Origin of the sequence: Floridaenema aerugineum BLCC-F46 (assembly GCF_041929345.1) — a bacterium.
Taxonomy (GTDB): Bacteria; Cyanobacteriota; Cyanobacteriia; order Cyanobacteriales; family Aerosakkonemataceae; genus Floridanema; species Floridanema aerugineum.
Window position 1 is genome coordinate 16,678 of record NZ_JBHFNQ010000146.1, and the last position, 26,839, is coordinate 43,516.

The window sequence follows — 26,839 nt, forward strand, 5'->3', positions numbered from 1 at the left end:
ACCGGGAACAAAACTGAAGTGCTATAAATTATTTGAGGGAGTTAGAGAGGGTAAAGGTTTGAATATATTTGGCATTGGACTGCCGGAAATGGCAGTGATTCTGGTAGTGGCGTTATTAGTTTTTGGCCCGAAAAAGTTACCAGAAATTGGTCGCAGCTTCGGTAAAGCGATTCGCGGTTTCCAAGATGCTTCTAAGGAATTTGAAAGTGAGTTTCAACGAGAAGCTCAACAGTTAGAAGCTTCGATGAAGTCAGCAACACCAGCTAAGTCTGAAGAAGTTGCTAAGACTAACTCGGAAACAACCCAAAAAAGTTAAGGTATTTAATAGTTATGAGTTCGGCAGCCGATTCACCTGCGTTAGTGATTCCCCAATTAATTGTAGGGTTGGGAAATCCGGGCAGCAAGTATGAACAAACGCGGCATAACATTGGCTTTATGGCGGTGGATGCCCTGGCGCAGCGTTGGCAAATTACTTTATCGGAAAATCGCAAGTTTCAAGGGTTGTTTGGTGAAGGTTTGGCTGTCTCAACGGGAAAAATCCGGTTACTTAAGCCACTAACTTACATGAATCTTTCTGGGCAGTCGATTCGGGCTGTGACGGATTGGTACAAACTGTCTCCAGATTCAGTGTTGGTGATTTATGATGATATGGATTTACCTTTGGGGAAAATTCGTTTACGGTTGTCAGGTTCGGCTGGTGGTCATAATGGGATGAAATCGACGATCGCACACCTAAATACAGATAAATTTCCCCGGTTGCGCGTCGGGATCGGTAAACCACCAACTCCCACAGAAGACAAAGACCCGATTTCCCACGTTTTAGGCCGTTTTTCTAGTAACGAAACTGGGCTAATGTCGGATGTTATTCAACTAGTTGTAGATGCAGTAGAACTAAGTTTAAAACAGGGCGTGGAAAAGGCAATGAGTCTCTACAATAACCGCCAAGTTGTAGCAGAAACTTCCCGTTCTTGATGCGGAATCAGAATACTAAAGACGGATGGAACAGCCGTTTCTGCTAGTGGAGGGGAAGTAAGACCAAAGGGCGGACGCAAATCCGTTCTGAGGCACTCCCCTGTGAAGCTAGAAGCCCCAACTATACTGTTAGGCTTCGACCTGAGCACAGCCGAAGGTTAGTTGGGGTAGTTCACCGCATTCTTCTTTTACGTCTTGCGGCGACTGCTTTGCGTTTGCGTTTTTCTAAGGGGGTTTCAAAATGACGGTGATTTTTTACATCAGCCAAGATCCCGGCGCGAGAAACTTGACGCTTAAATCGACGTAGCGCGGACTCTAATCCTTCATTTTCACCTAAGAGGACTTGGGTCATTTTTTCTTCTCCATCTGTTACGTTTGGTACTATTTAGTGCGCTCGGTTTGTTTTTGCCGTAAATTTAATTAGGTTCACCTAGAGAACTGATAAATCAGCAAGGCAATATCTCCTAATGCAAGTCAATTGAGGAACCTAGTTTCGGAGATCTGCCCGCCAAAACAGAAGCCTATACTCTGCAACAAAGAACAAAGCCTACAACCGAACTTGATTCACGACTAGTACTTTAACATGAAATCCTTAGCTCGGAAGGAGATCGGGGGTTGCAGCCATGCTTATTTCAGTCGGCTTAAGTAAGAAAGGTCTACTGCTCCAAAGTGGATGCTTAGGGCAATATTTAAATTTTCTAGACATTGAATCAGCCACATTACGGCATCTCCAACGCTTGACTCGTAGTGATTAAATAAAATGGAAAATCGCTTTTCTAAGTAAGGTTTAACTTTCCGGCAAATTAGCACCAGTTTTAGTAGTAGACCTACTGTTCTGGTAGTACCCAAATTAGCTACCAAATCTATAAATACAAAATGTTGGGTTTGCTTCTGATTGTTAACTACCAAAAAGTTTAATAGGTTGCTACAGGTTCTAATGATTAAAAATTCACTAACTGGTTGGGAATCGTTGTGGGGCAGTGTATTTTGCAAATAGGTGTATAACTGCTTATTAAATTGGCGGTTCCCATAATTGGGATCGATGGAAGATGTCAAATAAGCATAGAGTTCTTTTTTCAAGTCTTTATATGTACGAGTTTGGCTACTATGAGTGACGAAACTATGAGCTAAGTCACGATAGCTATAAGCTCCTTCAACTTTACCAACGTATTGTTTTACAGCAGAAAACAGTTCGTTATCAGTCAATAAAGTAGGGTTGTTAATTGGACGAATGATTTGTTTGGGATGCTCTTCTGGTCTCTGACGTGCTACTTGAATTTGTCTTACTTGGTGAGTGATGTATTGCGATAATTCTATTTCATAATTTCTTTGGGCTTCAGTTCGCATTTTCCCGATCGCTTGCTGGTCTTCATAGGTGCTATCCTCACTGAGTAAGCAATGGTCATATAAGTAGGGGTAGCGATTTATTAACTTGGCTAGGGGTGTGGTTTTTATTTCACTTTTTTGTGCTACTGTTTTAGTTACTGCTTGCGATAACCGTTGCAGAGTAGTGTATTGTTCCGTCTGGCGGAAGTTTTTAATTAGTTCCCGCAAGCATCTGACTGATTTGTGACGGAACGAGCGGTTAAAATGAGTAGATTGAATTTCAAAGCAGGCTATTAATTGGGGAATTGTCGATCGCTGTTGCGGATGAATTTGCCAACGGTTTATTAAAATATGGCAGCATCGGTTCAGCACAAATTTAAATTGCGCCTCAGCGTCTTTTGCGCTAATAATCTCATCCAACGCCTGCATTATTTCGTTCTCAGGATATGTCCCACCTTCTATGAACAAAAGTTTAAAGCGTTCAATCAGGCGGTTTGGCGGTTCGACTTGTACTAATTTTAGCCAGTGTTGATACAGTTTTTGTTCTGCCAAAGAGGACTGGCGTGTGTATGGTTCGTTCCTAGTAGTCACTTTTTTTCCCTTTCTCTTACCAGGGCGCATATAATTCTGGCAACAACAGTTTTTGTATCCTGATTTCTCACTTTTAATGAACTGTCAATCTCTCCTGATGAGGATTTAAGGAAACCTTGTAGAAAAGGATGACTTGTTAATTGTCATTTCCTGTTTTCTTTCGTTGAATTTATTTGCCTGATTCTTTCTAAGTGCGGAATTTTAGCACACTCAGAGTCAAGTAGATGCTTGCTGTCATTGCTTTGAATGTTTAGCTTGCCATGTTTTTTTTCCATGTTTGTCTCGATCCTAACCAGACTATCTAAAGAGTCCCAGTGACTTACATCACTTTAACTCAGTCTGGTTGTTCTGTACTGTTTCATTGAGTTTTACTCAGAAACTAATTGATGAATTCATCACCTTTAAAAGGTTTCCAAGTAAAGTAGAGTTTGTCAAGGGGTTATCACCCCTTGTATTTTTTGCCACTATAAAAGTAATTTCACTACTAAGATGCCATATCTAATTCGCTACTACATAGTATTTTCATAAAGACATTCAGAAAGAAGCTGGATTTTATTTAAAGATTCTGTTAACTTACGGGCTGTGATTCAAGTTTCACTGAGGTTTGATTTTTGACCATGCCCTTTTCAATTAGTATATCTCAATTGTCTGAAGTTTTATTAGCTACACCAAAAAGTTTGACCGATACAGCGAAAAGTTACTTAATTAGTGGCGTTTCTACGGATACTCGCAGTATTCAGTGTGGGGATCTGTTTGTTGCTTTGCAAGGCAGCAACTTTGATGGACACGAATTTGTGCAAACTGCCGTAGCAAAGGGTGCTGTGGCGGTGGTGACGGGCAAAGATCTCGGTAGTCAGGTGGGAGAGGAGATCCCACAGTTAGTTGTTAAAGATACTCTACAAGCTTATCAGGCGCTCGCGCAATGGTGGCGCAATCATCTGAGGATTCCGGTAATCGGTGTTACAGGATCTTTCGGTAAAACTACTACTAAGGAATTGATTGGGGCACTATTGGCAACTCAGGGAAAGGTACTGAAAACTCAGGCAAATTACAATAACGAAATTGGCGTACCAAAAACTTTATTAGAACTGAATTCAGAACATGATTTTGCGGTGATTGAAATGGCGATGCGGGGGCAGGGAGAAATCGCTTTGTTGTCAAAAATAGTACATCCTAATATTGGTGTAATTACTAATGTGGGAACGGCACATATTGGACGGTTGGGTTCGGTTGAAGCGATCGCTCAAGCTAAATGTGAGTTATTGACAGAAATGCCAGAAGATAGTATAGCAATTTTAAATGCAGATAATCCGTTATTAATGGCAACGGCGGAAAGATTGTGGCAGGGAAAAACGGTAACTTATGGTTTGGAAAATGGGGATTTGCAAGGTCAGTTAGTTGACGGGCAAACTATGATGGTGGAGGGAATAAACTTACCTTTACCTTTACCAGGTCGTCACAATGCTCAAAATTATTTAGCTGCTTTGGCGGTGGCGAAGGTTTTGGGAATTGATTTGACTCAATTTAGTCAGGGTTTGGCGGTACAATTACCAGAAGGTAGGGCGAAACGTTACGATTTACCTAATGATTTAATGATTCTAGATGAAACTTATAATGCAGGTTTAGAATCAATGGTGGCGGCGTTGCATTTGTTAGCTCAAACACCAGGAAAAAGGCATATTGCTGTTTTGGGAACGATGAAGGAATTGGGAGATCGATCGGCACAATTACATTTTCAAGTTGGCGAGACAGTCAAGCAATTAAATTTAGATCAGTTGTTGATTTTGGTGGACGATCCAGAAACACAGGAAATCGCTAATGGTGCTGCGGGTATTCCTTGTGAATGTTTTACTAATCATCAAGCAATTGTAGATCGATTAAAGGAATTGGTGCAATCGGGCGATCGCATTTTATTTAAAGCTTCCCATTCAGTTGCATTAGACAAAGTTGTAAATCAGTTTCGCCAATTAGTTAATTAGTCATTGGTCATTGGTCATTAATATAATAGTTCACAAATGACTAATGACCAATAACAAATGACTAATTGGCGAATTATTGATTTAGTTGCTGACGATCGCGAAGCTGTTACACAAACAGCTGCTTTATTATTTGAAGGGTTTAAAACTCATTGGGCGAATGCTTGGCCTAGTTTAACAGATGCTTTGGCAGAAGTAAAGTTATCTTTGGGCGAGGATAGAATTAGTCGAATTGCTGTTGATGAAAAGCATCAGGTTTTAGGTTGGATTGGCGGGATGAGTCATTATGATGGTAATGTTTGGGAATTGCATCCTTTAGTTGTGCGATCGGACTTTCAAAAGCAAGGAATTGGTAAGGCATTAGTCACTGATTTAGAAGCACAAGTAAAACAACGGGGAGGAATTACACTTTGGGTGGGTGCTGATGACGAAGACGGCATGACTTCTCTGGCAAATATTGACCTTTATCCCAAGGTATTTGAACATATCGCTAAGATTAAAAATTTGCGCGGTCATCCCTACGAATTTTACCAAAAAATGGGTTTTGTAATTGTCGGAGTCATGCCAGATGCTAATGGTTGGGGAAAACCAGATATTTACATGGCAAAAAGAGTTAAATGATGTTATTGGTTAAATATATCGTATTAGCTTTAACTTATCTCGGTTTAGGTTTGGGATATTTACCCGCCTTGCGAATGAATCGCGCTACGATTGCGATCGCAGGTTCAGCTTTTATGGTAGCTTTAGGTGTATTAAATCTGCAAGAAGCATGGCAATCGATCGATCCTGGAACCATTGTATTCTTGCTGGGAATGATGGTGGTTAATTCTTGTTTGGGTGCAGCAGGTTTTTTTCAGTTAGCATTGGGATTTTTTACTCGCTTTGCCAATAGCCCTTTGGGGATTTTGCTGGCGATTACTTTTGGCAGTGGGATTTTATCGGCGTTATTTCTCAATGATACAACTGCAATTCTTTTGACTCCTTTAACTCTTAGTTTATGTCGTACTTTATCAATTAATCCACTTCCTTATCTTTTAGCTTTGGCGGGAGGAACGAATTTAGGTTCGGTAGCGACTTTAAGTGGAAATCCCCAAAATATTCTCATCGGTTCTTTTTCCGGGATTAGTTATTTGGAATTTGCCCGTTCTCTCACACCTGTTGCTTTTATTTGTTTAATTGTCCAAGTGGGTTGGTTATATTGGTTATATCCTGAAGTGCGTTCTTTTAATCCTTTTCCTGCATCTCCCAAAATTCGTTACCGTTTATATAAACCTTTATTGATTAAAAGTTTGCTAGTTGCGATCGGACTTTTAATAGCTTTTTTAGCAGGTGCACCTTTAGCAGAATCAGCTTGGATAGCAGCAACTTTTTTATTCATTACTCGGCGGTTGAAACCGCAGCGAATTTTAAAGGCTGTAGATTGGGATTTATTGGCAATGTTTGCCGGATTGTTTATTATTACTAAAGCGACTCAGGAATTAGGAATTTTAGATGATTTGACTGAGTTGGTAAAAGCGCCTCCCAGTTTGTTGGGGGTGACAGTAGTACTTTCTAATTTAATTTCTAATGTTCCAGCAGTTTTAGTTTTACAATCAATGATTCCTCACGGCGATACGAAAGCTTGGTTACTTTTAGCGGCGGGTTCTACTTTAGCAGGGAATTTGACGCTTTTGGGTTCGGTAGCTAATTTGATTGTGGCGGAGTTGGGTGGTAAGCAAGGTTATCGGTTATCTTTTGGGCAACATTTGCGCTTTGGTTTGCCTTTAACTTTGGTGACTTTGGTAATTGCTTATTTTTGGATTTATTAGGTTTTTGGTTAGGATGCGAGTTCTGTTTTTTCCCACAGATATCCACAGATGAACACAGATAAACACAGATGATTTACTGATGTTTCAAAGTTAGGATGCGAACTCTTTTTTAAACCTTTAATTTTCCGAAAATGTACACTGTTTCGCTGCTCTATTAGCATTGGCACTTCTTCTTAAGTGACCATTGGCATCATACATGGTATCTTTCATACATTTACTCACTTTTTGTACCATAATTGGGGTAGTCGCTTTTTGGCAAACTGAAGCCGCTGCTACGGCATTCATTTTCTCTCTGATTACAGTATTCGATTTGTACATTAAGTCGTTCATACAACTACTAATATAGCTACTTTCTGGGGCTGTTGAGGCATTTTGACAAGCGTTATTCGCCGCCGTTTCACTAATTTCAGAACGCCGCAGATTTCCGTAATACATTACACGATTCATGCAATGAATTTTGAATTGTGCATTAGTTGCGGCATCGGCAGGTGTCGCTATGAAAGTGGTGGTGATTAGGGTAAGTGCGATCGCTAATCCTACCACTTTCTTTAACAAGCTTCCGCCCATGCTTCCCCATGCCTTTTTACTCATTTCTTTCTCTCTGCTATTCTGACAAATCTAGATAATTTTATCACGACCTCACACAGATGATTCACGGATATTTCTGGTTGGGATGCGAATTCTTTTTTTTACCACAGATGAACACAGATGATTCACTGATATTCCTGGTTGGGATGCGAATTCTTTTTTTACCACAGATGAACCGCAGATGCACGCAGATGAACGCAGATGAACGCGGATGAAGATAAATATTTTTGATTTTGGTTCTAGATTTTTCCTTTTTATTTGCTTGTGCCTTCTGCCTTTGTAATCCCGAAACTGGCGATTTTCCCAGGGTCTATTTTCCAGGTTTCTCTTTCCGATGACCTTTGGGGCGCGTCAAGTTGTCTTTCTAACAAATCTATCGATCGCACTATCTCCACTAAGTCACTTTGCAATTTTAATTCTGCTGTTTCCCCGTGACATTCGTAACAGCGCATCACCCATTCGTTCGAGTTTCCTTCCGCCTGTTTCACCGCCATTAAAATTAGATTCTCGTCTGTTAAATCTAGCAATCGACTAACCGCAGGTAAAGTTGGATTCGGATTTTCTTTTACAGAGTTTAGCACCATTACTTGTAATGGTGTATTTAATTCGTAACCCCGCCGAACTGTTTGCGCCCTTTTCCAATTTCCCCGGTGCGGATAAAGGGCATAAGTAAATTCATGTTCGCCTTTGTCTGCTTCCGGGTCGGGCCAATTCGGACTTCTTAAAAGTGTTAATCGCAGTTGATTTGGTTGACTATCATAGCCATATTTACAATCATTCAACAAGCTCACTCCGTAGTCATCTTCACTTAAGTCTGCCCAGCGTAATGCGGGAACTTCCCATTTCGCTGTTTCTCTTGGTTCTTGCGGTTTGGTTCTTCTTTGAATCGCGCCGCAAGCTATCTCGTAAGTCGCCATTTCCGCAGTTACATTCAACGGAAATGCTGCTTTGACTAAAACTTGTCTCTCTTGCCAATCTACTTTCGTGCTGATTTTTAAAATTTGCGATCGCACTGACAATTCATAATCCTGCACAAACTCCGATTTCCCGATTTTTCTCCTTACCCGCAACCTTTGTCTAATCTCTCCCTTTTCTATCCATTCCATCGATTGCAATTGGGTTGGCGGTAAAGGTTTTTTTGCATAATTATGATCGATGTTCCAAGCATCCCAATATTGTCCACTGTCTTGGAACGCTTGCAGTTGATTTCCCTCTGTTCCTTCCAACACTTCCCTCTGATTAACCTTGTCAAAAACTCTCCTCAAATTCCCCGTTTCCTCACTCACTTCTACTCTCAGAAATTCGTTCTCCAAAACCCAATCTTTTACCCCGAAATTGTCATTTGAACTGGTTAGTTCATTTTTTGCTACTATATATATAGTATGATTAGCCGTTCTATTGCTTTCTGCTGGATTTTCCCCATCTACCAACGGCAAATCAAGCGTTTCAGCTTTCCCCGGAGATAACCAAAAGCCTCGATAACCCACAGATGGCAGATCATGTGCGACAAAAATTAGCCTTTTTTGCCCATTTTCGGCGGCGATATCCTGGCTGGGAAGGGGTGTTCCCTCCAAGTCACAAACCTGCCACAGCGTTTCAGCAGTCGGTAAAGTGAGGGTGACGACTTCGGAACGATGCCAATTGAGAGAGTTAAACACCAGTATCGGTAAAGCACCTGGTTTGGGTGGTTCAGGGAAGGCGATATGAGATGCGATCGCTCTCCAAGCATTCTCTAAAATTCCCCGCGCCACTGATTCAACTTCCTGCCAAGTTTGATTCGCCTCTAAAAACACTTGGTTAATCGAAGTTCCCGGCAAAATATCGTGAAATTGGTTGAACAAAACCTGCTTCCAGGCACTTTCCAATTGGGCTTTCGGATAAACCGCCCCAGTGGTTAAAGTTGCCAAACTCGCCCATAACTCCGCTTCGTACAACAACCCCTCGCACCGACGATTCGATCGCTTTTGATCTCCGTGAGTCGTATAGCAACCTCGGTGAAATTCCAAATACAACTCATCTTGCCAAACTGGAATCGACGAGTAAGGAATTGGCTGGGATTCTTGCTGTAACTGTTCGCGCAAATTCTCCAAATAACTCTCGGATTTCGTGAACTCTAGCTGCGGGAAAAACGGCGACTTTTGCCATCGCTTCGCTGTTTCCAACATATCACGAGTTGGCCCTCCCCCATGATCGCCTACGCCCGGTAGCCAAAGGGCATTTTTCACCCCGGTTTTAATCTCCCAATCAACCGCGTAATTCGTCATTTTAATTGGATCTATTCCCTCGCCAATTAAAGCAGACATGAAACTAAAAACTCTTGTGCCATCAGGAGATTCCCACCAAAAAGCACCGTAAGGAAATTTAGTTGTATCGTTCCAAGTCAACTTTTGAGTTACAAAATATTCAATTCCCCCAAGTTTGAGAAATTGGGGTAAAGTCGCGCAGAAACCAAAACTATCTGGCACCCAAGCTACCTTGCTCAATTGCCCAAACTTCTCTTGGAAATACAGCTGACCGTAAAGGATTTGACGAACGATCGATTCCCCGGAAATCAAATTTAAATCCGGTTCGATCCACATCCCACCAATTACTTCCCAAACCCCCGCTTCTACCTGTTTTTTAATCTTGGCAAATAAGTCTGGTCGATGGGTTTCTATCCAGGCATATAAAGCTGGCGAAGTGTGAGAGAAAATTAAATCGGGAAAATCCTTTTGTAAATTCAGAACTGAGGTGAAAGTTCTTTGTGCCGCTAACCAAGTTTCACTGACAGGCCATAACCAAGCCATATCTAAATGAGCATGACCTAAGAGAGAAATTTTCGTTTTGCGATCGGGAATTTCTGCCTTTAAACTTTCCCGCAAAAACTCCAAAGCAGCATCAAACTTTTCTTTGTTTGGTAGGGCTGACCAATCAATCTGCGAAATCGCATTTGCTAAAATACTTATCTTATCTCTGGCAAAAGTTTCGCAATGTTTGAGAATAACCGCTAACTCATCAGCGATAAAACTTGGTTCTAAAATTTTAGTTTGGGTCGATTCATAAACACAGCAAGCACGCATCAATGCCCCTTGGTCATGCCCCGGACTAACTAACCGCAAAGCCACAATAATTTCCTCGCCCGGAGTTACTGAATTACTCAACAAAACTCTGGTAAAGTAATCTAATAAATCCCCCGCTTGCACCAACTGATTATTCACAAAAATCTGCACATCTTCCGCCCACCAAGTTAAGGCTAAACGTAAGGATAAACCTTTTAAAGGATAGCCAGTTAAAGTTTCGGGAATTACCAATTTTTGTGCCAGCCACAAAACCTTTTTTCCAGGTTCCCAAATTACATAACCTTTATTGTTTAGTTCGACAGTAGGCGCATTTTCCCAAAAATCAGAATTTTCCAAATCAGATAAATTAAGATCTGTCGGCGAATAGCGCCAATGGGATATGATATCTACCTGCCCCAGTTGCCGTAACTTCTCTATCGCTGCTAATATCTGTTCGCTTTGAGATTGAGAATCAGAAATCTTGGCAAAATTAGTTTGCTGATTGTATAAGTTATCTTCGCTCATCCCCATCACCCTTGCTCCAGAAATTAACTTAAAATTGGCGGTAGAATCAAAAAATTAGCAATATTACTGCCCGAAACCTGTATACTTTAAACTTAAAAGGGGATAGTAAAATAGTAAACCTCTTCCTGAGAGTTTCTCATCCCGCAATTCCTGTGATTGTACTATGCCATCTTCCGCCGATCGCTATCGTAGTAGATTATTCAATTTTGTATCACGACAAACCCGCCGTTGGATAGATCGCGGAGAACGTGCTACTAGACAAGTGACAGTCGCAACTGTCTGGGGAGTGCAGATTCTCGTTTATCCAATTTACCTTTTATTTCAATCTGCTAGATTGGCTGGCAAGCAATTACAACATTTTTGGCAAGGCTTAAGTACTCCCCAACCAGTTTTACAACCCCTCCCCACCGATACCCCAATTCAAAAAGTATTAGAGACAGTTCAATCTTTGGCTTTACCTGCCAATCTTTCTGATGCTCAGTTGGTAGTAAGCACTGCCAAAAGTCAGGTTTCCACCGTTGAAAATCCTAGCGTTAATCATCAGGAAATTCAGGGAATAGCTACCTTACCAGAAAATCGTCATTTAGTATTAATAGATCGGCAAAATGGAATTTTAGATATTTTAACTCAACAACAGCAACAACAGCTGAAAAAACAAATTAGTTTAGAATTAGCTGAATATTGGCATCATCAACGTTTAGTTCAAGATGCTTTGCGCCCAGGGATGTATTTACCCCCGCCAGCTAGTAGCGAAAATGCTTTACCGCCAATTCGCTTATGGCAAAAATTTATGGGTTGGATGCAAAGGGGAAAAGTTGCTGGTGCAATTAATCTGTTTCAAGAAGAGACTTTACAACTGCATCAGGAGGTGAAAAATCGGGAGTTACAATACCGAACGCTGCAGTTAAAACAGAGAACTCAAGCGTTAAAAGAACGTCAGCAAGAGTTAAATTTCCGAACTCAAAATCAATTGGGTCTAGAATCAGAAAACCCACCTGAAGTTAATGATACATCTTTTTTGGCAAATGTCGATCGCGCGATCGCCACAATAGAAACAGGTACTCTGGTTATAGCTAATGTCCCCGGTTTTTTAATCCATCATTCGCAAAAGTTCAGCCAGTTATTTAATACTCGATTGCCAGAGTCACTCACAGAGGAAACCAACTATTCCCCTGATTTAAAATTAAGAATTGAAGTTTTAATTAAAGCCGCCGTTGAATACTTTTTTGGTGCTAGAAAAACGTCCCAATTAACTCCTGAATCCCACCTCGCTAACGCTAATAATCAGAATTTAGAACCTAGCGATGCTGACTTTTGGTTAACGGAGTCAGATTTATTTTCCCAGCCTTTACCCCCGGCAACAAAACTGGAACAATGGGAACTTCGATCGCCAACTTCAAAAGTAATTATTCAGAAGAGAACCACTGCTAATAACTTAGTTGAAACCATTGTATTTAGTCCAGGTTCTCCGGGTGAATTGGTTGGTGGAGATCCAGAAAATTCCCTAATAGATACTACAAATAATAATAACTCAGATTGGATAGAAATTCAAGCTACTGCCACAGGTTATATTAAACATCCTTTAGAGCAGGCATTAGAAATAGTCGATCGAACAATGTTTTTTATTGAAGAACTATTGCTAGCAATTTGGCGAGAAATTCAACAAATATTCAGATAGAATTGGGGACTCGGGACTGGAGAGGAGGGAAAGTTTCTCGTAAGGAGAGTTTTGAGTTCTCCCCCCATTTCCCCATCCCCCCATCCCCCCATCTCCTCAACTAATCTGTTTCCCGAATCACACCTGTATCGATAAAACGGACACCGGAACCTTGGAATGGTTCAGCGCCGACATTCCAATTAAAATCGCTAACTCGGAGGACAACAGCAGCGAGTTGTAAATCTGGGTTATAACGAATAGTAACGCCGTAAGTCCGACGACTATATTCTAAGAAAAAGTCAGTGCTGATGCTTTCTCTAGTATCCAAATTAAAAGATGATTGAAACCCGACTCTAAAAGGCCCATAAATTTGTTGAGTCAGACCAAAAGAAAGGACTCGTTCATCAACAATCCGGTCAAAAAAGAAGGGAGATAAACCTTCTAAAAACACCTTAGTGAAACGGATATTAAAAGCAGTGTAATCGAAAAATGGACGGGAGAAATGTCCGAATTGACCTTGTAAACCGATACTAAAAGTGAAAGAACTTTGGGTATCTCCACTGGTGTAAATACTAGTATTACCAGACAAAGTGGGTACTAATTGTACAAAAGGAATTACTGGATAAGGAGTATATCTTAACCCTTCGGTTGCGGTAGCTGGTAAAGGTTTACCGCGCCAAAGAAATATGCCACGACTAACATTAGCAGCAAATTGAAACCGACCTAATTGAGTGCGGGGATTCTCAAGATCAAATACAGGGGGTAATAAATCTAAGCGATCGGTATTGGCATTAATATATTGTGCGCCTAATTGATAAGTGAGATTAATTCCTGTATTTCCCAAAGTAAAAACGGGAGAAAGTAACACTGCGCCGAAAGATTGGAAAACATCTTGAAAACCTAAAGAACCATTGAATAAGCGATCGCGAAAACTGTACTCAAGAGATAAGCGATGGGGATAAGTAGTGCCAATAATTTGTTGTGCTCTTAAAGAAGCCCGAACTTTTTGTTCTGGTTCTTCCGAAAAGTCAAAATTTCTCACAATTACCGAAGCTACAACCACAGTTCGTTCCGTTAAACTTGCGGTCATGACACTTCTTAAACCAAACAATTCTGCTGGATTACCAAAACCATTAGTAACTGCTCTTTGGAGAAAGAATTGTGGTGTTACTCGTAATCTAACTCTAGGGCCAAAAAAATAAGTTAAAGGAGCTTCAATAAACAAACCACCCCGTTCGCCATCATCATAACCAAAACGGGCGATGGGTGGTTCGCGTTCCGTGCGATCGAACACAAAGCGCGATTGTAAAAGTGGTAGAGAAAAACCCTGATCGAAAACGATCCGTGGTCTTACCGTATCTACCACATCCCGCAACGGGGACTCCCGTGTTAATACAGCCCGGGGCGTGCGGATTTCCAATTCTGGGGGCGAAAATGGGTCATTAGTAAGACGAACATTGGTAGCAGTCCAACCTCTAGGGTAAAACTCCAGATTTTCCGCTTCAAAGCGGATGCGATTTACCTGACCTCTGCGACCGCTTCTGACTGCTGGTAAATTGACATTAGCCCGCCCACCGCCTACGGAAAAAGTCAAACCTTCTGCGCCTCTAACCTGCTGTGCTGGTTGGTCTTCGAGTAAGCGATCGCTCAATGGGCGATCGACCACCAAAGCCGGATTCGCTATAGCAGTTTCCGCATCAAAAGTCAACTCCACACCACTAGTAAGGGAAAAAATTTCTCCCCGACTTCTTTGTAGGGTGCCAGTATCTTGGACAAAATTGTAAACCAACCTTTCCCCACGTAACAGTTGATTTCCGCGCCGAAAAGCCACATCACCTTCAGCGACAGTCACGCGAGTTGCCAAGTTCCCCTGTACGCGATCGGCATCGAGTACGCCACCTTGGTAACGCACCACCACATTCCCTTCTGCCGTAAAAATTTGTCTGATGATATCGAACTCTTGACGGTCTGAGGACACCTCAACAATCCCCACCAAAGCCGGAACATTGACTGGTGGGGTTGGCGACCCAATTTCAATTGGGCCAATAATCGGGGCGATATGCCCTTCCAAAGGCAAATCTAGTTCCTGGGTGATTTCTTGGGACGCAAAACTGGGGTTAGTAACTTCAGGAAAAGCCTGTTCTTGCTTCCAATCGCTAACTTCCACTTCCCGTTGTTGCGGGAGTGCCAAAGTTTGGGCTTCACCCAACAAAGCGGCGCTAGTAGCTGTACTAGCGGGAAGCGGCGCAGCATCAGGTTTTTCGGGCAAATTTGCTGAAATTTCGCTATTTTGTGCAACTTCACCGGAGTTTTTGCTCAAATCTTTTGCAGATAAAGATATATCTGCGGGGACAAGATGTTGGGCTGGTAAATGTTGCACGATCGCAGGTGGTGTAGGTGGCAAATCTGGGTAGGGCATTTTTCACCCCAACGAAGCGAACGAACAAACCAGACGCACAGCCCCAACCGCATAAATAGCTGTGAGGGCGAGGAAAACCCCGCCCAGACAAGCTAGGAGGTAGATTAACTTCGTATTATTCCAAATCGCGACGTTTGGGGTTACGAGAAGGATCATTAGAGAGGAATCCAAAGACGAATAGTAAGACAAAGAAGGCAACGACAACATTGACAACAACTTTAAGGGTGAACATTACAGTATCTCCAGAAGGTGTGAACAGCCGAACCTATCGGTCAACTAGGTAAGACAGTTCTCTATAATACCGAAAGATGGTTCCTTTTTTTCACTTCAGTTAGGGATTGGGGATTAGGGATTGGGGATTAGGGTAGGGGCGATTCATGAATCGCCCCTACGACTGGGGAGGAGGGAGAAACTCCTCGCCAGAAATGACTTTACCTGCGATGCTTTGTTCCCGATGACTGGAAGCTGTCCAAACTTTATTTAACACTGTGGATAAAACTGAAAAAATATGACTATTTATTTTTACAGCACTCGTGGCACTTATGGTTGTTTCTCCAATTTTTCGCCTCACGGATTTGAATTAGATGGAATTTATTGGGCAACAAGCGAACATTATTTTCAAGCCCAAAAGTTTGCCGGAACACCTCATTGTGAACAAATCCGCCAGGTAAAAACCCCCAAAGATGCTGCCAAAATGGGACGTGACAGAAAACGTCCTTTGCGTTCTGACTGGGAACAAGTCAAAGAAGAGATCATGCGAAAAGCCGTCTTAAAAAAATTTCAAACTCATGCAGATATTCAGGAAGTTTTACTTTCAACAGGTGAAGAAGAAATAGTAGAAAACTCACCAATTGATTACTATTGGGGTTGTGGCGCTGATGGTAGTGGAAAAAATAGATTAGGAGTAATTTTAATGGAAGTTAGACAAATAATTCGCAATAATCTCGAAAAAACCTCCACCTCCCAACAATAAAGATAACGCTAACATCTGTGTGCATCTGTGTGCATCTGTGGATATCTGTGGTTAAAAAAATCCTCAATTTTTGACTCCCACCAACAACCTTCATAAACCATCTGCGTTTATCTGCGTTTTAAAATGACTCAACTCCAAAGGGTAACAATTTCCCCAACCCAAATCCAAAACCAACAAATCACCCTAACACCAGAACAATATCATTATTTAAGTCGAGTATTACGCTTACAAAAAGACGATCGCTTCATCGCCATGAACGGACAGGGAGAATGGTGGTTAGCTAAACTCGTAAATCAACAAGCAGAAATTCTCGAAACGATCGCAATTAAAACCGAATTACCTATTTCAGTTACCCTAATCATAGCCTTACCGAAAAATGGATTTGATGAAGTAGTCAAACAAACAACGGAATTAGGAGTAACTAAAATTATGCCAGTACTTAGCGATCGGACCCTCCTAAAACCCAGCCCGCAAAAGATCGATCGTTGGCGACGCATTGCCACCGAAGCAGCCGAACAATCAGAACGGCAAATAGTTACTGAAATCTTGGAACCAATCCCATTTAAAAATAGCTTTTCCTTAGTTAATGGAGCAAAATATATTTGTTATGCCAGGGGAAACTCACCCCATTTACTTAATTATTTAACCCCATCTCCCGACACAGGAATTACCATAGCAACAGGGCCCGAAGGAGGATGGACAGAGAGGGAAATACTTGAAGCTCGCGCCGCCGAATTTCAAACCGTATCATTAGGAAAGCGTATCCTCACCGCAACACTCGCCCCAATAGTTGCCCTTTCCCTAGTAGCAGCAACCGCAGAAGCTGCTAGCTAGATTCCCTAGATCCCCGACTTCTTTAAGAAGTGGGGGATCTCAATCCAGTAGAAAAGGGAATTATTAGATTGGAGAGGTTATAAAAAAGGTTTTCAGGGAAAAATGATTAACCAAGTTGCCGCCGCTTTTGATCGGAAAGACTACCGGGAAGCCGCACGTTTACTTAAAATCCTACTGAAAGAATCGCCCCAAAACCCTTGGGGACACTTGTACGCCGCCCGTTTGCATGAAGTGACAGGCAAACTGGAAAAAGCCGAAACTATTTATCGTCAGTTATTGCGGGATACTACCAACCCGAAAATTGTCTCCCAAGCGCGTCAGGGATTACAAAACATTGAAAAAACCCGAAAAGAAAAACGCCGAGAGGAAATCGCTAAAGCTAAAGCCGATCCTAGCGACACTCAACCGGGCGTATTAATTTTAGAACCAGTGAGTAGCGAGGCGAAACAACTTGCCGCCCAAAACTTTGCTCAGATTATGAATATTGACCCCTACAGTGCGAGATTAAAATTACAGAGTAGAGGTTGGCGGTTGTTCCGAACAGGTGCGATCGGGGAACTGCGATTTTACGGTCAACAATTACTTAACGCCAAAATTCCCTGCTTTTGGATAAAATTAGCTGAGATCGAGAAAATCAACGTTTTCCGCGTCAGCTACTTTCAATCAATTTATCCTCAACCCACCGTAGTTTGCTACAACCAACAAGGTCAGCTAGGTTCCCTAACTTTTGACTGGCAAGAAGTCACTCAACTTGTCCTTGGACAACTACCCATTTTTGAAGAAGTCGTAGACCTTGACTTCCGCAGAAAACTTCAGCGCAAAGTACAAACCCAAGACTACGCTCAATTTTGTGACTTACACCTACCAGCGAGAAACTGCATTCTGCGGTTGTGGGATAGTAACTACCAGTTTCAGCAGGGTATTACTTTTGTTCCCGATCCAGAGCAAGCTACCACGAGAATTAACTGGAATGGCTTACTCGATTTCTTGGGCCATCAAACGCCACAAGCAAAAGTCTGGTCTGATTTCACCCCTTTTGCTGAAACTGCACTCGACTACGTTGAACTTTTAAACCAAATTCCATCCCACATTACCTTATTCCGCAGAGAGCCAACCCACTGGGACCCAGCTTTTCAGTTGTACAGCAGCCTCGCTTTTCTCAAGCAATAGGTAGAAGGCAGAAGGCAGAAGGCAGAAGGCAGAAGGTAAAAATTCACCTTGTCGCCCGTTCCCTGTTCCCTGTTCCCTTTCTACCAGAAGAAACGTTGAGAGCCACCTAGTTTTAACAGGTGGGTGAAAACGGTAGAGAGGATTTATCCTGGTGTTTCTCTTCACCACTCCTACAAAATATCCTGTAATTTGAGTAGAAGGTAAAAACTAGTGTTAACTTTGACTTACGAATACAAAGCCAATCCTACAGATTTCCAGATTAAACTAATCGAACAGACAATAGATGTTTGTCTTCATGTGTGGAATTTCGCTTTAAGGGAACGTAAAGACTGGCTAAATTCTCGCAAGTCTCCAGTTAATGCTTGTTCAATTGTCTGTGAGTACATCATGTCTCCAGACGCGCCATTCCCTAATTATGCTGTTCAATGTAAAGCTTTGACAGAAGCTAAGGAAAAATATCCAGAACTAAAAACTGTTAATGCTCAGGTTTTACAGCAAGTATTACGAAAACTAGAAACCGCATTCATTGATATGAAACGGAAGGGAATGGGCTGCCCTCGGTTCAAAAATCGATACAGAATGCGTTCTTATGTTTATCCGCAATTGGGGAAAGGGCAAATATTGAAAAGCAATCAAGTCAAGTTACCGCAATTGGGGTGGATGGAGTATGTCAAATCCCGTGAAATACCAGATGGTTTCAAGCTAAAACAAATCAGGGTAGTTCGCAAAGCCTCTGGGTATTTCTTGATGTTCACATTAGAATGTGATGTTAATGTTCCTGATGTTGTACCATCGGTGACCCCAAGAGGACTTGATTTAGGACTAGATAAATTTGTCGCCACTTCTGATGGTGAATTAGTCGAACGTCCGCGATTTTTACAAACACTACAAGGCAAGTTGAAATTACTGCAACGTAGGTTAAAGAAAAAGCCGAAAGGTTCAAGCAATCGTCATAAATTAAACCAAAAAATAGCTAGGTTACATCAACGAATTTCTGATACTCGCAAGGATTGGCATTTTAAGTTAGCTCATAAACTTTGCGATGATATAGGAATGATTTTTGTTGAGGATATAGATTTCCGAGTCTGGGCAAAAGGTATGTTTTGCCAGCATACTTTAGATGCTGGATTTGGGCAATTCATATCAATCTTGCAATGGGTGTGTTGGAAGCGTGGGGTATATTTTGCCAAAGTAGAGAAGAATTATACCTCGCAAGTTTGCCCTCAATGCGATGCCCATACAGGGAAAAAAGAATTAAGTGATAGGATTCATTCTTGCCCTGAGTGCGGATTTACAACTCACAGAGATGTAGCTGCTGCACAAATAATCTGTAATCGAGGGATATCGGCGCTGGGACGCAGCGTGGAAGAAAATGCTTGTGGAGATGGTCTGACGGGGACTGGCAATAGTCTAGTTAAGAATCGAAGAAACAAGAAGAAAGGTTACGAGTCGCGGATTCATCCCGACTCGTAACATCCTTTTGAGAATCCCCTCGGTTTTAACCAGGGGAGTACGTCAATTGTTAGGAGTTTTGACTTGACGCGCCATGTCCAAGTAGGAACTCATATTCGCACCTGGACGACGACGACCATTGCTACCAGTAGATAGGAGATACTTGGGTGCAAAGGTTTTGTCTGCTTCTGGTTGACTCTTCTCCTTAGTAGCTGCTACTGGTGCAGGAGTTGGGGCGGGTTCCGGCTTCTCTGCGGGTGCAGGTTTCGCTTTTTTGATTGAGGTTTTAGCTGGCTTGGTTTCCGCTTTGGCTGGTTCTGGTTTGGTTTCAGTTTTGGTTTCAGCTGTGGCTGGTTCAATTATGGTTACGGTTTCTAGCGCTTTAGTAGGCGAAGTTGTTGCCACTGGTGCAGGTTCAGCTTTGGGGGTTTCGGCTGGTTTACTGCCGTTAGTGGTTTGAGGAGTTGCGGAATCATCTAGTTCTAAAAAGTAACCTTTCTGCTTTTTTGTTTTGGGTGCAGTTGAGTCTGATTTGTCCGATGAGAGTATATTTTTGATAAAACCAAACATTAGGAGTACTCCAGAAAGTGATGTAAATGGACTGGTATGATTTGGAAAAGTTGGGGGCAAATCTTTGCCGAGGTGCGATGTTAATTAATGAATCAGCCCGATCGCAAAGACAGATACACTACTCCACAGTTCTCATATCTTCAAACTGTGACCATTAAAAAAATTAGAACTTGTTGTCCCTAGAGTTTAATTATCAAGTTATAAAGTAACAATTTGCAAGATTTTTTGATATTCCTTAAGAAATATTAATATCATTCATCGGCTGCGCCAAAGTCTGCTAGGTAATTATTCCTGACCCATTCTCCGGTAAATATTAAGAAAATTAGTAACTAGCAAAAGTTTCTATATTAACAAACTTTTGTATCCTAAGTGTGATAAAATATGGGAATATCCAAAATTCCGACCGGATTACCGGGATTAATAAATCAGAAGTTTCACCATCCAGACTTAAGGGTGGGAAGGAACATCTCAGGGAAAGTCCTAAGTTCAAATTCAGAATAGTTCCATGACCCAGTTTGCCACACCAACAGCTACAGCACGGAAACTTTCTAAAGTAGAAGGTTTAAAAGAACAGAGTAATTATTTGCGCGAACCAGTAGCCACTGAACTTTTACAAGATACAAACAGTTTTAGCGAAAACGCCACTCAGATTTTAAAATTTCACGGGTCTTATCAGCAAGACAATCGAGATAATCGGGTGAAAGGTCAGGAAAAGGACTACCAGTTTATGCTGCGTACCCGTAGTCCGGGGGGATTTATTCCACCACAACTGTATTTGACCATAGATCAATTATCGGATGAGTATGGCAATCAGACAATCAGAGCGACTACTCGCCAAGGTTTCCAACTACATGGCATTTTAAAGCAGAATCTGAAAACAGCGATCGCAGCGATCGTGAAAAACATGGGTTCAACCCTGGGCGCTTGTGGTGACATCAACCGTAACGTGATGGCACCCCCAGCCCCCTACAAAAATCGCCCAGAATATAAATATGCTTGGGAATATGCCAACAACGTCGCTGACCTACTAACTCCCCAAAGTGGAGCTTACTACGAAATTTGGTTAGATGGGGAAAAAGTGATTTCTGGCGAAGAAGATCCCGAAGTAGTAGCAGCGAGAAAACGCAACATTAACGGTACTAACTTAGAAGACGAAAAAGAACCAATTTACGGGACTAATTATATGCCTCGTAAATTCAAATGTTCTGTGACTGTACCAGGGGATAATTCAGTTGATTTGTATTCCCAAGATTTGAGTTTAGTTGTGATTACTAATTCTCAGGGAGAATTAACGGGATTTGATGTGTTTGCGGGTGGTGGTTTAGGTCGGACGCATGATAAAGAAGAGACATTTCCCAGATTAGCAGATCCGATTTGTTATGTAGACAAAGCCGATGTTTACGACTTAGTGAAAGCAATTGTAGCGACGCAGAGAGATAATGGCGATCGCACCAACCGCCGTCATGCGCGGATGAAATACCTGATCGAAGATTGGGGATTAGACAAATTTAAGCAAACAGTAGAAGGATATTTTGGGAAGAAATTAGAACCATTTAAACCCCTGCCGGAGTTCAAATATTTAGACTTTTTAGGCTGGCATGAACAGGGAGATGGGAAACTGTTTTTGGGGATTTCCATTGAAAATGGTCGTGTTAAAGACTCAGGGGATTTTAAATTAAAAACTGCACTGAAAGAAATCGTGCAGAAATACCAATTACCCATGTATTTGACACCGCATCAAAACTTAATTTTGGCGGAAATTGATGGGGAAATTAAGGGAGAGATTGAGGGAATACTCGATCGCAACGGCATCAAAACCGAAACTCAAATCGATCCCTTAGTGCGCTACTCAATGGCTTGTCCCGCCTTACCCACCTGCGGGTTAGCAATAACCGAGGCGGAAAGAATTATTCCTAGCATTCTGGAAAGACTGCGAACATTACTAGTAAAAGTCGGACTCAAAGAAGAACATTTCGTAGTCAGAATGACAGGTTGCCCTAACGGATGCGCTCGTCCATATTTAGCAGAACTTGGCTTTGTGGGTCAAGGGCCCGATGCCTATCAAATTTGGTTAGGAGGAGATCCAAATCAAACGCGGTTAGCCAGACCTTACATGGACAAGCTGAGCATTAATGACTTAGAAACAACTTTAGAACCATTGTTGGTTTATTTCCGCAAAGAACAACTACAACCAGAAAAACCCGAAAGCTTTGGTGATTTTTGCGATCGAGTAGGATTTGAAGCACTGAGAAGCTTTAGCACCTCATACCAGACTGCACCAACTGATGTAGAGTTAGCCAATGGTCATCTAGTTAATTCTGGTATGGAGAAAACAGAAGTTCTAACGCCCGTGGAATCAACCGAAACAACTGCAACTACTGAAAGTAAGACTCCGAACAAAATTCGCCGTCGGATTAGCGTCCGCGATGATGTGTACGATCGACTAAAACAAACGGCTGCTCGTCAAGGTAAGCCACTGGTTCAGTTAGCAACCGAAGCCATAGAAGCCTATTTAAAGGAGAATGCTGACTCCTGAACGGCTCAAAAGGGTAAAAATCGCTAAAAATTAATTTTTAGTAGCTATTTCACCCCTTTAAAGTCAACCTCTAATACTAAAAAACAAGTATGGGGGGTTGACTTTTTCGTAATAACAAAGTGATGCAAGAAGCAAAGAGTAGAATTGGAATCAACCTAAAATCTAAAATCTAAAATCTAAAATCGATCGATGCACCCTCACTAATAGCAATTAATCTACTCAAAAGTTCTGCCATCGGGCATGATTGCGCCATCTAACTCAGCATTTTTTAGATTTGCTCGATTCATATTGGCATCAATCAAAATTGCTCCCCGTAAAATTGCGCCAGTCAAATTAGACCAAGTAAGTTTAGCACGGTAGAGATTGGCTCCTTGTAGATTAACACCGCGCAAGGTTGACCAACTAATGCTGACACTTCTCATATTAGTGCTGCTTAAATCTGCGCCAGCTAAATTGCAACCAATCATTTTGGCGCGGCTTAAATCTGCTCCACTCAAGTTAACTCTTTCTAAAACTGCGCCGTTGAGAATAGCTTGTACCAATTTAGCTTTTTCTAGGTTAGCTCCGCTGAGAATCGCGTTAGTTAGGTTAGCTCCCTCCAAAATGGCACCACTGAGAACAGCATTGATTAAGTTGGCTCGACTCATGGGCGCGTCAACTAACTTAGCACCGCTGAGGTTAGCACGTCGTAAGTTAGCTTCACTCAAGTTAGCTTCGCTCAAGTTAGCTCCCATGAGTTTGCTATCCTCTAACTGAGCAGTTCTTAAACTAGCTCCTGTGAGGTTAGCGGCGCTTAAGTCGGCTCCAGCGATATTGGCAGCAATTAGGTTAGCTTCACAAAGGTTAGCCCGGAGAATTGCTCCTTTAAGGTTCGCTTCGCGTAAATTTGCCCCAACTAAGGAAGCTCCGGTTAAATTAGCCTCGCTTAAATCTGAGCCACGCAGGTTAATCTCGCTCAAGTCAACGCCTATCAGGGATACGCCATGTAGGTTTAAATCCAAAAATTCTCTCTCATTGGCTGCATATCGTTCTAAGAGTTCATCAGCATTCATTATTCTTTGCCTCGTAAATTTAACAGCGGAGCATTTGCCCTAAGAAAATTTTCTCGAATCGGAGAAGCTCTACAAGAACTAAATGCTCCGCTTATGGAATTTAAGATCTCTTCCTATAGATAATTCCCAATTAATGGATGATTTTGGTAAACTTTCCTGATCTTGTGCATCCAAATCACAGTGCATTTGAGAGAATCAGATACGAGCATCATTGGTTATAAGAGTTGATGAGTTGTTGGTTACTGGATGAGAGGGCATTAAGGAGAGGGAAGATAAATTTTTCCCGTTCTGCACTTCCATTACTCTTAATATTCCCCTATTTGGCGATTTTGCTCACTAATGACCAAGGACTAATGACTAATAACCAATGACAGAAGATATAAGCATATAAGGATTTCCCATGCCCGATAATCTGAGAAGCCAAGTTGTTACCCAAGGCGTACAGCGAACTCCTAACCGCGCTATGCTGCGTGCTGTTGGTTTTGACGATCAAGATTTTACTAAACCGATTGTTGGTCTTGCTAACGGATTTAGCACGATTACCCCCTGCAATATGAGTATTAATGATTTAGCAATGAAGGCAGAAGCTGCTTTTCGTGCTGCGGGGGCGATGCCGCAAATTTTTGGCACTATTACCATTAGCGATGGTATCTCTATGGGAACGGAAGGGATGAAATATTCCCTGGTGTCGCGGGAGGTGATTGCTGATTCCATTGAGACGGTGTGTAATGGTCAGAGTATGGATGGCGTTCTGGCTATTGGTGGTTGCGATAAGAATATGCCAGGGGCGATGATTGCGATCGCACGAATGAATATTCCAGCTATTTTCGTTTATGGTGGTACGATTAAACCTGGTCATCACAATGGTAAAGATTTAACTGTTGTGAGTGCGTTTGAAGCTGTGGGAGAATACAGCGCTGGCAGAATTGATGAGGCAGAATTAATCGAAGTTGAACGCAAAGCTTGTCCGGGTGCTGGTTCTTGTGGGGGAATGTATACGGCAAATACGATGTCTTCTGCTTTTGAAGCTATGGGGATGAGTTTGCCTTATTCTTCGACGATGGCAGCTGAGGATGAGGAAAAGGCGGAAAGTACAGAAAAGTCTGCTTATGTTTTAGTGGCGGCGATTAAAAAGCAAATTCTCCCTCGTGATATTATTACTCGGAAGTCGATCGAAAATGCCATTGCTGTAATTATGGCTATCGGTGGTTCGACGAATGCAGTGTTGCATTTTTTGGCGATCGCTCGCGCCGCTGGTGTAGAGTTAACTTTGGATGATTTTGAAACTATTCGCGCCAGAGTTCCGGTTCTTTGCGATTTGAAACCATCGGGTAAATATGTAGCAATTGATTTACACCGAGTTGGCGGCATTCCTCAAGTAATGAAAATGCTTTTAGTACATGATTTAATTCATGGTGATTGTCTCACAATTACAGGTCAAACTATTGCCGAAGTTTTAAAAGATGTGCCCGAAGAACCGCCAGCTAATCAAGATGTAATTCGTCCTTGGAATAATCCCATGTATGCTCAAGGACATTTGGCGATTTTAAAAGGTAATTTGGCGACTGAAGGTGCGGTGGCAAAAATTACCGGAATTAAGAATCCGCAAATTACTGGCCCAGCGAGAGTTTTTGAATCGGAAGAGTTGTGTTTACAGGCAATTCTAGGGAATCAAATTAAGGCTGGAGATGTGATTATTATCCGTTATGAAGGGCCGAAAGGTGGGCCTGGAATGCGGGAAATGTTAGCACCAACTTCGGCGATTATTGGGGCTGGATTGGGTGATTCGGTTGGGTTAATTACTGATGGCAGGTTTTCTGGTGGGACTTACGGTATGGTGGTAGGTCATGTTGCACCAGAGGCAGCTGTGGGTGGTGCGATCGCTCTCGTCCAAGAAGGCGATACTATTACCATAGATGCCCATGCTAGGTTGTTACAATTGCACGTTTCCGATGAAGAATTAGCCAGTCGTCGTGCCCAATGGCAACCCCCAGAACCCCGTTATACTACTGGCGTATTGTATAAATATGCCAAGTTAGTTTCTTCTAGTAGTATTGGCGCTGTTACTTGTTAGTAAATTAATGTAGGGTGCGTTAAGGTAGTGTAACGCACCTTACTTAAAAGAGTAAGATCAAGCTTTTTGCTGGGAATCAGAGGGGTATTTTTTACCACAGATGAAACACAGATGAACACAGATGAACACAGATATTTTTTAGTTAAATTTGTGATGGGAGTAGAGAACTAAACCATGTTTGGTAATGTTCAGGTGTGTTTAAATCAGCTAAAACAATTGGGTGATTAAATTCTACTTTTTGAATGCTTGAATTGAATTGTTTAACTATTTGTCTTAATCCTTGGGTTGCTTCAGAAATTGAGTTTAAGTAAGGTAATATTTGCGGAGAAAATAGTAGGGGATGTCCGATGCGATTTTCATAAGTTGGCGCGGTAATTAAGGCTTTATTTAATTGATGAAAATAGCGCAATTTGTGGTAAACTTCTCTAGGGCGAGGTTGGTCTACTGCTGATATTGCTAAAGTGGTAAAATTTTGGGAAATTAGAGTTAATCCTGTAAGAATAGAACTGGTTTTGCCGCGACTAGGATCGGGGTTAATTATTGTTTGACTTTCTGGGGGAAATTCGGGTTGGAAAGCAGCATTTTGTGGGGATAAAACTACGATTGGGATAAAGTTTGATTTGAGAAATTCCGTTACTTGATATTGCAGGAGTGTTTGGTTGTTGTACCAAGGAAGGGAGGTTTTACAAGTTCCCATTCTGGTAGATTTTCCAGCAGATAAAATGATAGTAAAGTTTTTTTTCTCATTTATCATTACTTTTTAATTGGCTTGACACCATTACCGTGTCTTGTTGGATTAATGGTAAAGTTTGATGTGCCAGGAGGATGAACAATTAAGGAAATAGCCTCACGAATTTCATCGCGAATAATAGACCAATCACTCGATTCTGCAAAATTTCCAATGCTAATTAGAGAGATTTCTTGGACAATTTTCATATTGACTATTTATTGAGGCTGATTGCGATCGATCCACCTGTGGAAATGATTTTGTTTGTTGTTGGGGGGAGGGCGATCGATCTTATACGGCTACCATTTCAGTTTTTGTATCGGGTGGTACTGGCTCAAAACGCAATACCATAATTTGTTCTGGACGCAATCCTAATGATTCGTAAGTGCGCCCATTGCGATCGCTAAATTCAACTTCAAAAGCTGTACCATTGGCTAATATTTCTACCACTGTTCCAACTTGTCCCCGCCACAGATTGTATTGCGGTAAGTCAACTGTTAAAGCGACAACATCTAATAATTTAACTGTGTTATTAATCACGCTAGTTACCT

The 26,839-nt window shown here is 41.8% G+C and carries 23 protein-coding genes and 1 pseudogene; 13 read left to right on the forward strand and 11 right to left on the reverse strand.

Translation table 11 applies throughout. The features are described from left to right. Positions 1 to 58: 58 nt before the first annotated feature. From ACE1CC_RS19260 to ACE1CC_RS36875, 3 genes and pseudogenes are all read left to right on the forward strand, one after another. On the forward strand, positions 59 to 316 hold the full coding sequence (locus tag ACE1CC_RS19260; protein WP_413272050.1) for a TatA/E family twin arginine-targeting protein translocase: 258 nt from the start codon (positions 59 to 61) through the stop codon (positions 314 to 316). 14 nt (positions 317 to 330) lie between these two features. Next, on the forward strand, positions 331 to 972 hold the full coding sequence (pth, locus tag ACE1CC_RS19265; protein ID WP_413272051.1) for an aminoacyl-tRNA hydrolase: 642 nt from the start codon (positions 331 to 333) through the stop codon (positions 970 to 972). Between the two features lie 3 nt (positions 973 to 975). Continuing rightward, positions 976 to 1,134 (forward strand): annotated as a pseudogene (locus tag ACE1CC_RS36875) (RNA-guided endonuclease TnpB family protein); the annotation flags it as partial. Positions 1,135 to 1,144: 10 nt separating this feature from the next. Here ACE1CC_RS36875 and rpsU read toward each other — a convergent pair. After that, complete coding sequence (gene rpsU / locus ACE1CC_RS19270; RefSeq protein WP_073592868.1) at positions 1,145 to 1,324, reverse strand: 30S ribosomal protein S21; 180 nt, start codon at positions 1,322 to 1,324, stop codon at positions 1,145 to 1,147. A gap of 275 nt (positions 1,325 to 1,599) precedes the next feature. Then, entirely contained in the window at positions 1,600 to 2,889 is a 1,290-nt protein-coding gene (locus ACE1CC_RS19275) for a hypothetical protein (protein WP_413272052.1), read from the reverse strand. Positions 2,890 to 3,506: 617 nt separating this feature from the next. Here ACE1CC_RS19275 and ACE1CC_RS19280 point away from each other — a divergent pair. Genes ACE1CC_RS19280 through ACE1CC_RS19290 form a run of 3 tightly spaced genes read left to right on the forward strand, consistent with a single transcriptional unit; the run spans position 3,507 to position 6,673 of the window. Next, positions 3,507 to 4,868: a UDP-N-acetylmuramoyl-tripeptide--D-alanyl-D-alanine ligase gene (locus ACE1CC_RS19280; RefSeq protein ID WP_413272053.1), complete on the forward strand. Its 1,362-nt coding sequence runs from the start codon at positions 3,507 to 3,509 to the stop codon at positions 4,866 to 4,868. A 57-nt stretch (positions 4,869 to 4,925) separates the two neighbouring features. Next, positions 4,926 to 5,486: a GNAT family N-acetyltransferase gene (locus ACE1CC_RS19285; RefSeq protein WP_413272054.1), complete on the forward strand. Its 561-nt coding sequence runs from the start codon at positions 4,926 to 4,928 to the stop codon at positions 5,484 to 5,486. Further along, a complete protein-coding gene (locus ACE1CC_RS19290; protein WP_459563884.1) occupies positions 5,486 to 6,673 on the forward strand; it encodes an anion transporter in 1,188 nt (395 codons plus the stop codon). Before ACE1CC_RS19285 ends, ACE1CC_RS19290 begins: the two co-directional genes overlap by 1 nt. 117 nt (positions 6,674 to 6,790) lie before the next feature. Here ACE1CC_RS19290 and ACE1CC_RS19295 read toward each other — a convergent pair whose 3' ends face one another. Together ACE1CC_RS19295 and ACE1CC_RS19300 are read right to left on the reverse strand one after the other, a co-directional pair. Beyond that, positions 6,791 to 7,264, reverse strand: coding sequence for a hypothetical protein (locus ACE1CC_RS19295; RefSeq protein ID WP_413272056.1), 474 nt, complete (start codon positions 7,262 to 7,264; stop codon positions 6,791 to 6,793). Positions 7,265 to 7,515: 251 nt separating this feature from the next. Further along, positions 7,516 to 10,824, reverse strand: coding sequence for an alpha-mannosidase (locus tag ACE1CC_RS19300; protein WP_413272057.1), 3,309 nt, complete (start codon positions 10,822 to 10,824; stop codon positions 7,516 to 7,518). 163 nt (positions 10,825 to 10,987) lie between these two features. Between ACE1CC_RS19300 and ACE1CC_RS19305 the strand changes: the two genes are divergently transcribed. Beyond that, a complete protein-coding gene (locus ACE1CC_RS19305) occupies positions 10,988 to 12,502 on the forward strand; it encodes a hypothetical protein (RefSeq protein WP_413272058.1) in 1,515 nt (504 codons plus the stop codon). A 100-nt stretch (positions 12,503 to 12,602) separates the two neighbouring features. Here the strand turns inward: ACE1CC_RS19305 and ACE1CC_RS19310 are convergent, their stop codons facing one another. Further along, positions 12,603 to 14,900, reverse strand: a complete 2,298-nt coding sequence (locus ACE1CC_RS19310) for a DUF3769 domain-containing protein (protein ID WP_413272059.1) — start codon at positions 14,898 to 14,900, stop codon at positions 12,603 to 12,605. A 115-nt stretch (positions 14,901 to 15,015) separates the two neighbouring features. Further along, positions 15,016 to 15,132, reverse strand: coding sequence for a photosystem II reaction center protein I (locus tag ACE1CC_RS19315; protein ID WP_073592861.1), 117 nt, complete (start codon positions 15,130 to 15,132; stop codon positions 15,016 to 15,018). A gap of 276 nt (positions 15,133 to 15,408) precedes the next feature. Here ACE1CC_RS19315 and ACE1CC_RS19320 point away from each other — a divergent pair, with 276 nt between their 5' ends. The 4 genes from ACE1CC_RS19320 (at position 15,409) to ACE1CC_RS19335 (ending at position 19,350) form a co-directional block, all read left to right on the forward strand. Next, the gene (locus ACE1CC_RS19320) at positions 15,409 to 15,873 is read left to right on the forward strand and encodes an NADAR family protein (RefSeq protein WP_413272060.1); all 465 of its coding nucleotides are present in this window, start codon (positions 15,409 to 15,411) and stop codon (positions 15,871 to 15,873) included. A 123-nt stretch (positions 15,874 to 15,996) separates the two neighbouring features. Next, complete coding sequence (locus ACE1CC_RS19325) at positions 15,997 to 16,707, forward strand: 16S rRNA (uracil(1498)-N(3))-methyltransferase (RefSeq protein WP_413272061.1); 711 nt, start codon at positions 15,997 to 15,999, stop codon at positions 16,705 to 16,707. A 102-nt stretch (positions 16,708 to 16,809) separates the two neighbouring features. Next, positions 16,810 to 17,877, forward strand: coding sequence for a tetratricopeptide repeat protein (locus ACE1CC_RS19330; protein WP_413272062.1), 1,068 nt, complete (start codon positions 16,810 to 16,812; stop codon positions 17,875 to 17,877). 210 nt (positions 17,878 to 18,087) lie between these two features. Beyond that, positions 18,088 to 19,350, forward strand: coding sequence for an RNA-guided endonuclease InsQ/TnpB family protein (locus ACE1CC_RS19335; protein WP_413272063.1), 1,263 nt, complete (start codon positions 18,088 to 18,090; stop codon positions 19,348 to 19,350). A gap of 42 nt (positions 19,351 to 19,392) precedes the next feature. Here ACE1CC_RS19335 and ACE1CC_RS19340 read toward each other — a convergent pair whose 3' ends face one another. Next, entirely contained in the window at positions 19,393 to 19,899 is a 507-nt protein-coding gene (locus tag ACE1CC_RS19340) for a hypothetical protein (protein ID WP_413272064.1), read from the reverse strand. A 505-nt stretch (positions 19,900 to 20,404) separates the two neighbouring features. On the opposite strand from ACE1CC_RS19340, the gene sir reads away from it, so the two are divergent. Further along, positions 20,405 to 22,435, forward strand: a complete 2,031-nt coding sequence (sir, locus tag ACE1CC_RS19345) for a sulfite reductase, ferredoxin dependent (RefSeq protein ID WP_413272065.1) — start codon at positions 20,405 to 20,407, stop codon at positions 22,433 to 22,435. A gap of 215 nt (positions 22,436 to 22,650) precedes the next feature. Here sir and ACE1CC_RS19350 read toward each other — a convergent pair whose 3' ends face one another. Further along, on the reverse strand, positions 22,651 to 23,487 hold the full coding sequence (locus ACE1CC_RS19350; protein ID WP_413272066.1) for a pentapeptide repeat-containing protein: 837 nt from the start codon (positions 23,485 to 23,487) through the stop codon (positions 22,651 to 22,653). Positions 23,488 to 23,887: 400 nt separating this feature from the next. On the opposite strand from ACE1CC_RS19350, the gene ilvD reads away from it, so the two are divergent. Further along, positions 23,888 to 25,561 carry a dihydroxy-acid dehydratase gene (ilvD, locus tag ACE1CC_RS19355; protein ID WP_413272067.1) on the forward strand — a complete coding sequence of 558 codons (1,674 nt, stop codon included), beginning with the start codon at positions 23,888 to 23,890 and terminating at the stop codon, positions 25,559 to 25,561. 142 nt (positions 25,562 to 25,703) lie between these two features. Here the strand turns inward: ilvD and ACE1CC_RS19360 are convergent, their stop codons facing one another. From ACE1CC_RS19360 to ACE1CC_RS19370, 3 genes are all read right to left on the reverse strand, one after another. Beyond that, complete coding sequence (locus ACE1CC_RS19360; protein ID WP_413272068.1) at positions 25,704 to 26,315, reverse strand: nucleotidyltransferase family protein; 612 nt, start codon at positions 26,313 to 26,315, stop codon at positions 25,704 to 25,706. Next, entirely contained in the window at positions 26,315 to 26,497 is a 183-nt protein-coding gene (locus tag ACE1CC_RS19365) for a PDDEXK family nuclease (protein ID WP_413272069.1), read from the reverse strand. Before ACE1CC_RS19365 ends, ACE1CC_RS19360 begins: the two co-directional genes overlap by 1 nt. An 82-nt stretch (positions 26,498 to 26,579) precedes the next feature. Then, entirely contained in the window at positions 26,580 to 26,828 is a 249-nt protein-coding gene (locus ACE1CC_RS19370; RefSeq protein ID WP_413272070.1) for a DUF4926 domain-containing protein, read from the reverse strand. Between the last annotated feature and the right edge of the window lie 11 nt (positions 26,829 to 26,839).

What these genes read in the sequence shown, in the direction of transcription:
- pth (WP_413272051.1), top strand. Translation starts at nt 331, where the DNA reads ATGAGTTCGGCAGCCGATTCACCTGCGTTAGTGATTCCCCAATTAATT.
- rpsU (WP_073592868.1), bottom strand. Translation starts at nt 1,324, where the DNA reads ATGACCCAAGTCCTCTTAGGTGAAAATGAAGGATTAGAGTCCGCGCTA.
- ACE1CC_RS19280 (WP_413272053.1), top strand. Translation starts at nt 3,507, where the DNA reads ATGCCCTTTTCAATTAGTATATCTCAATTGTCTGAAGTTTTATTAGCT.
- ACE1CC_RS19285 (WP_413272054.1), top strand. Translation starts at nt 4,926, where the DNA reads ATGACTAATTGGCGAATTATTGATTTAGTTGCTGACGATCGCGAAGCT.
- ACE1CC_RS19290 (WP_459563884.1), top strand. Translation starts at nt 5,486, where the DNA reads ATGTTATTGGTTAAATATATCGTATTAGCTTTAACTTATCTCGGTTTA.
- ACE1CC_RS19295 (WP_413272056.1), bottom strand. Translation starts at nt 7,264, where the DNA reads ATGAGTAAAAAGGCATGGGGAAGCATGGGCGGAAGCTTGTTAAAGAAA.
- ACE1CC_RS19300 (WP_413272057.1), bottom strand. Translation starts at nt 10,824, where the DNA reads ATGAGCGAAGATAACTTATACAATCAGCAAACTAATTTTGCCAAGATT.
- ACE1CC_RS19305 (WP_413272058.1), top strand. Translation starts at nt 10,988, where the DNA reads ATGCCATCTTCCGCCGATCGCTATCGTAGTAGATTATTCAATTTTGTA.
- ACE1CC_RS19310 (WP_413272059.1), bottom strand. Translation starts at nt 14,900, where the DNA reads ATGCCCTACCCAGATTTGCCACCTACACCACCTGCGATCGTGCAACAT.
- ACE1CC_RS19315 (WP_073592861.1), bottom strand. Translation starts at nt 15,132, where the DNA reads ATGTTCACCCTTAAAGTTGTTGTCAATGTTGTCGTTGCCTTCTTTGTC.
- ACE1CC_RS19320 (WP_413272060.1), top strand. Translation starts at nt 15,409, where the DNA reads ATGACTATTTATTTTTACAGCACTCGTGGCACTTATGGTTGTTTCTCC.
- ACE1CC_RS19325 (WP_413272061.1), top strand. Translation starts at nt 15,997, where the DNA reads ATGACTCAACTCCAAAGGGTAACAATTTCCCCAACCCAAATCCAAAAC.
- ACE1CC_RS19330 (WP_413272062.1), top strand. Translation starts at nt 16,810, where the DNA reads ATGATTAACCAAGTTGCCGCCGCTTTTGATCGGAAAGACTACCGGGAA.
- ACE1CC_RS19340 (WP_413272064.1), bottom strand. Translation starts at nt 19,899, where the DNA reads ATGTTTGGTTTTATCAAAAATATACTCTCATCGGACAAATCAGACTCA.
- sir (WP_413272065.1), top strand. Translation starts at nt 20,405, where the DNA reads ATGACCCAGTTTGCCACACCAACAGCTACAGCACGGAAACTTTCTAAA.
- ACE1CC_RS19350 (WP_413272066.1), bottom strand. Translation starts at nt 23,487, where the DNA reads ATGAATGCTGATGAACTCTTAGAACGATATGCAGCCAATGAGAGAGAA.
- ilvD (WP_413272067.1), top strand. Translation starts at nt 23,888, where the DNA reads ATGCCCGATAATCTGAGAAGCCAAGTTGTTACCCAAGGCGTACAGCGA.
- ACE1CC_RS19360 (WP_413272068.1), bottom strand. Translation starts at nt 26,315, where the DNA reads ATGATAAATGAGAAAAAAAACTTTACTATCATTTTATCTGCTGGAAAA.
- ACE1CC_RS19365 (WP_413272069.1), bottom strand. Translation starts at nt 26,497, where the DNA reads ATGAAAATTGTCCAAGAAATCTCTCTAATTAGCATTGGAAATTTTGCA.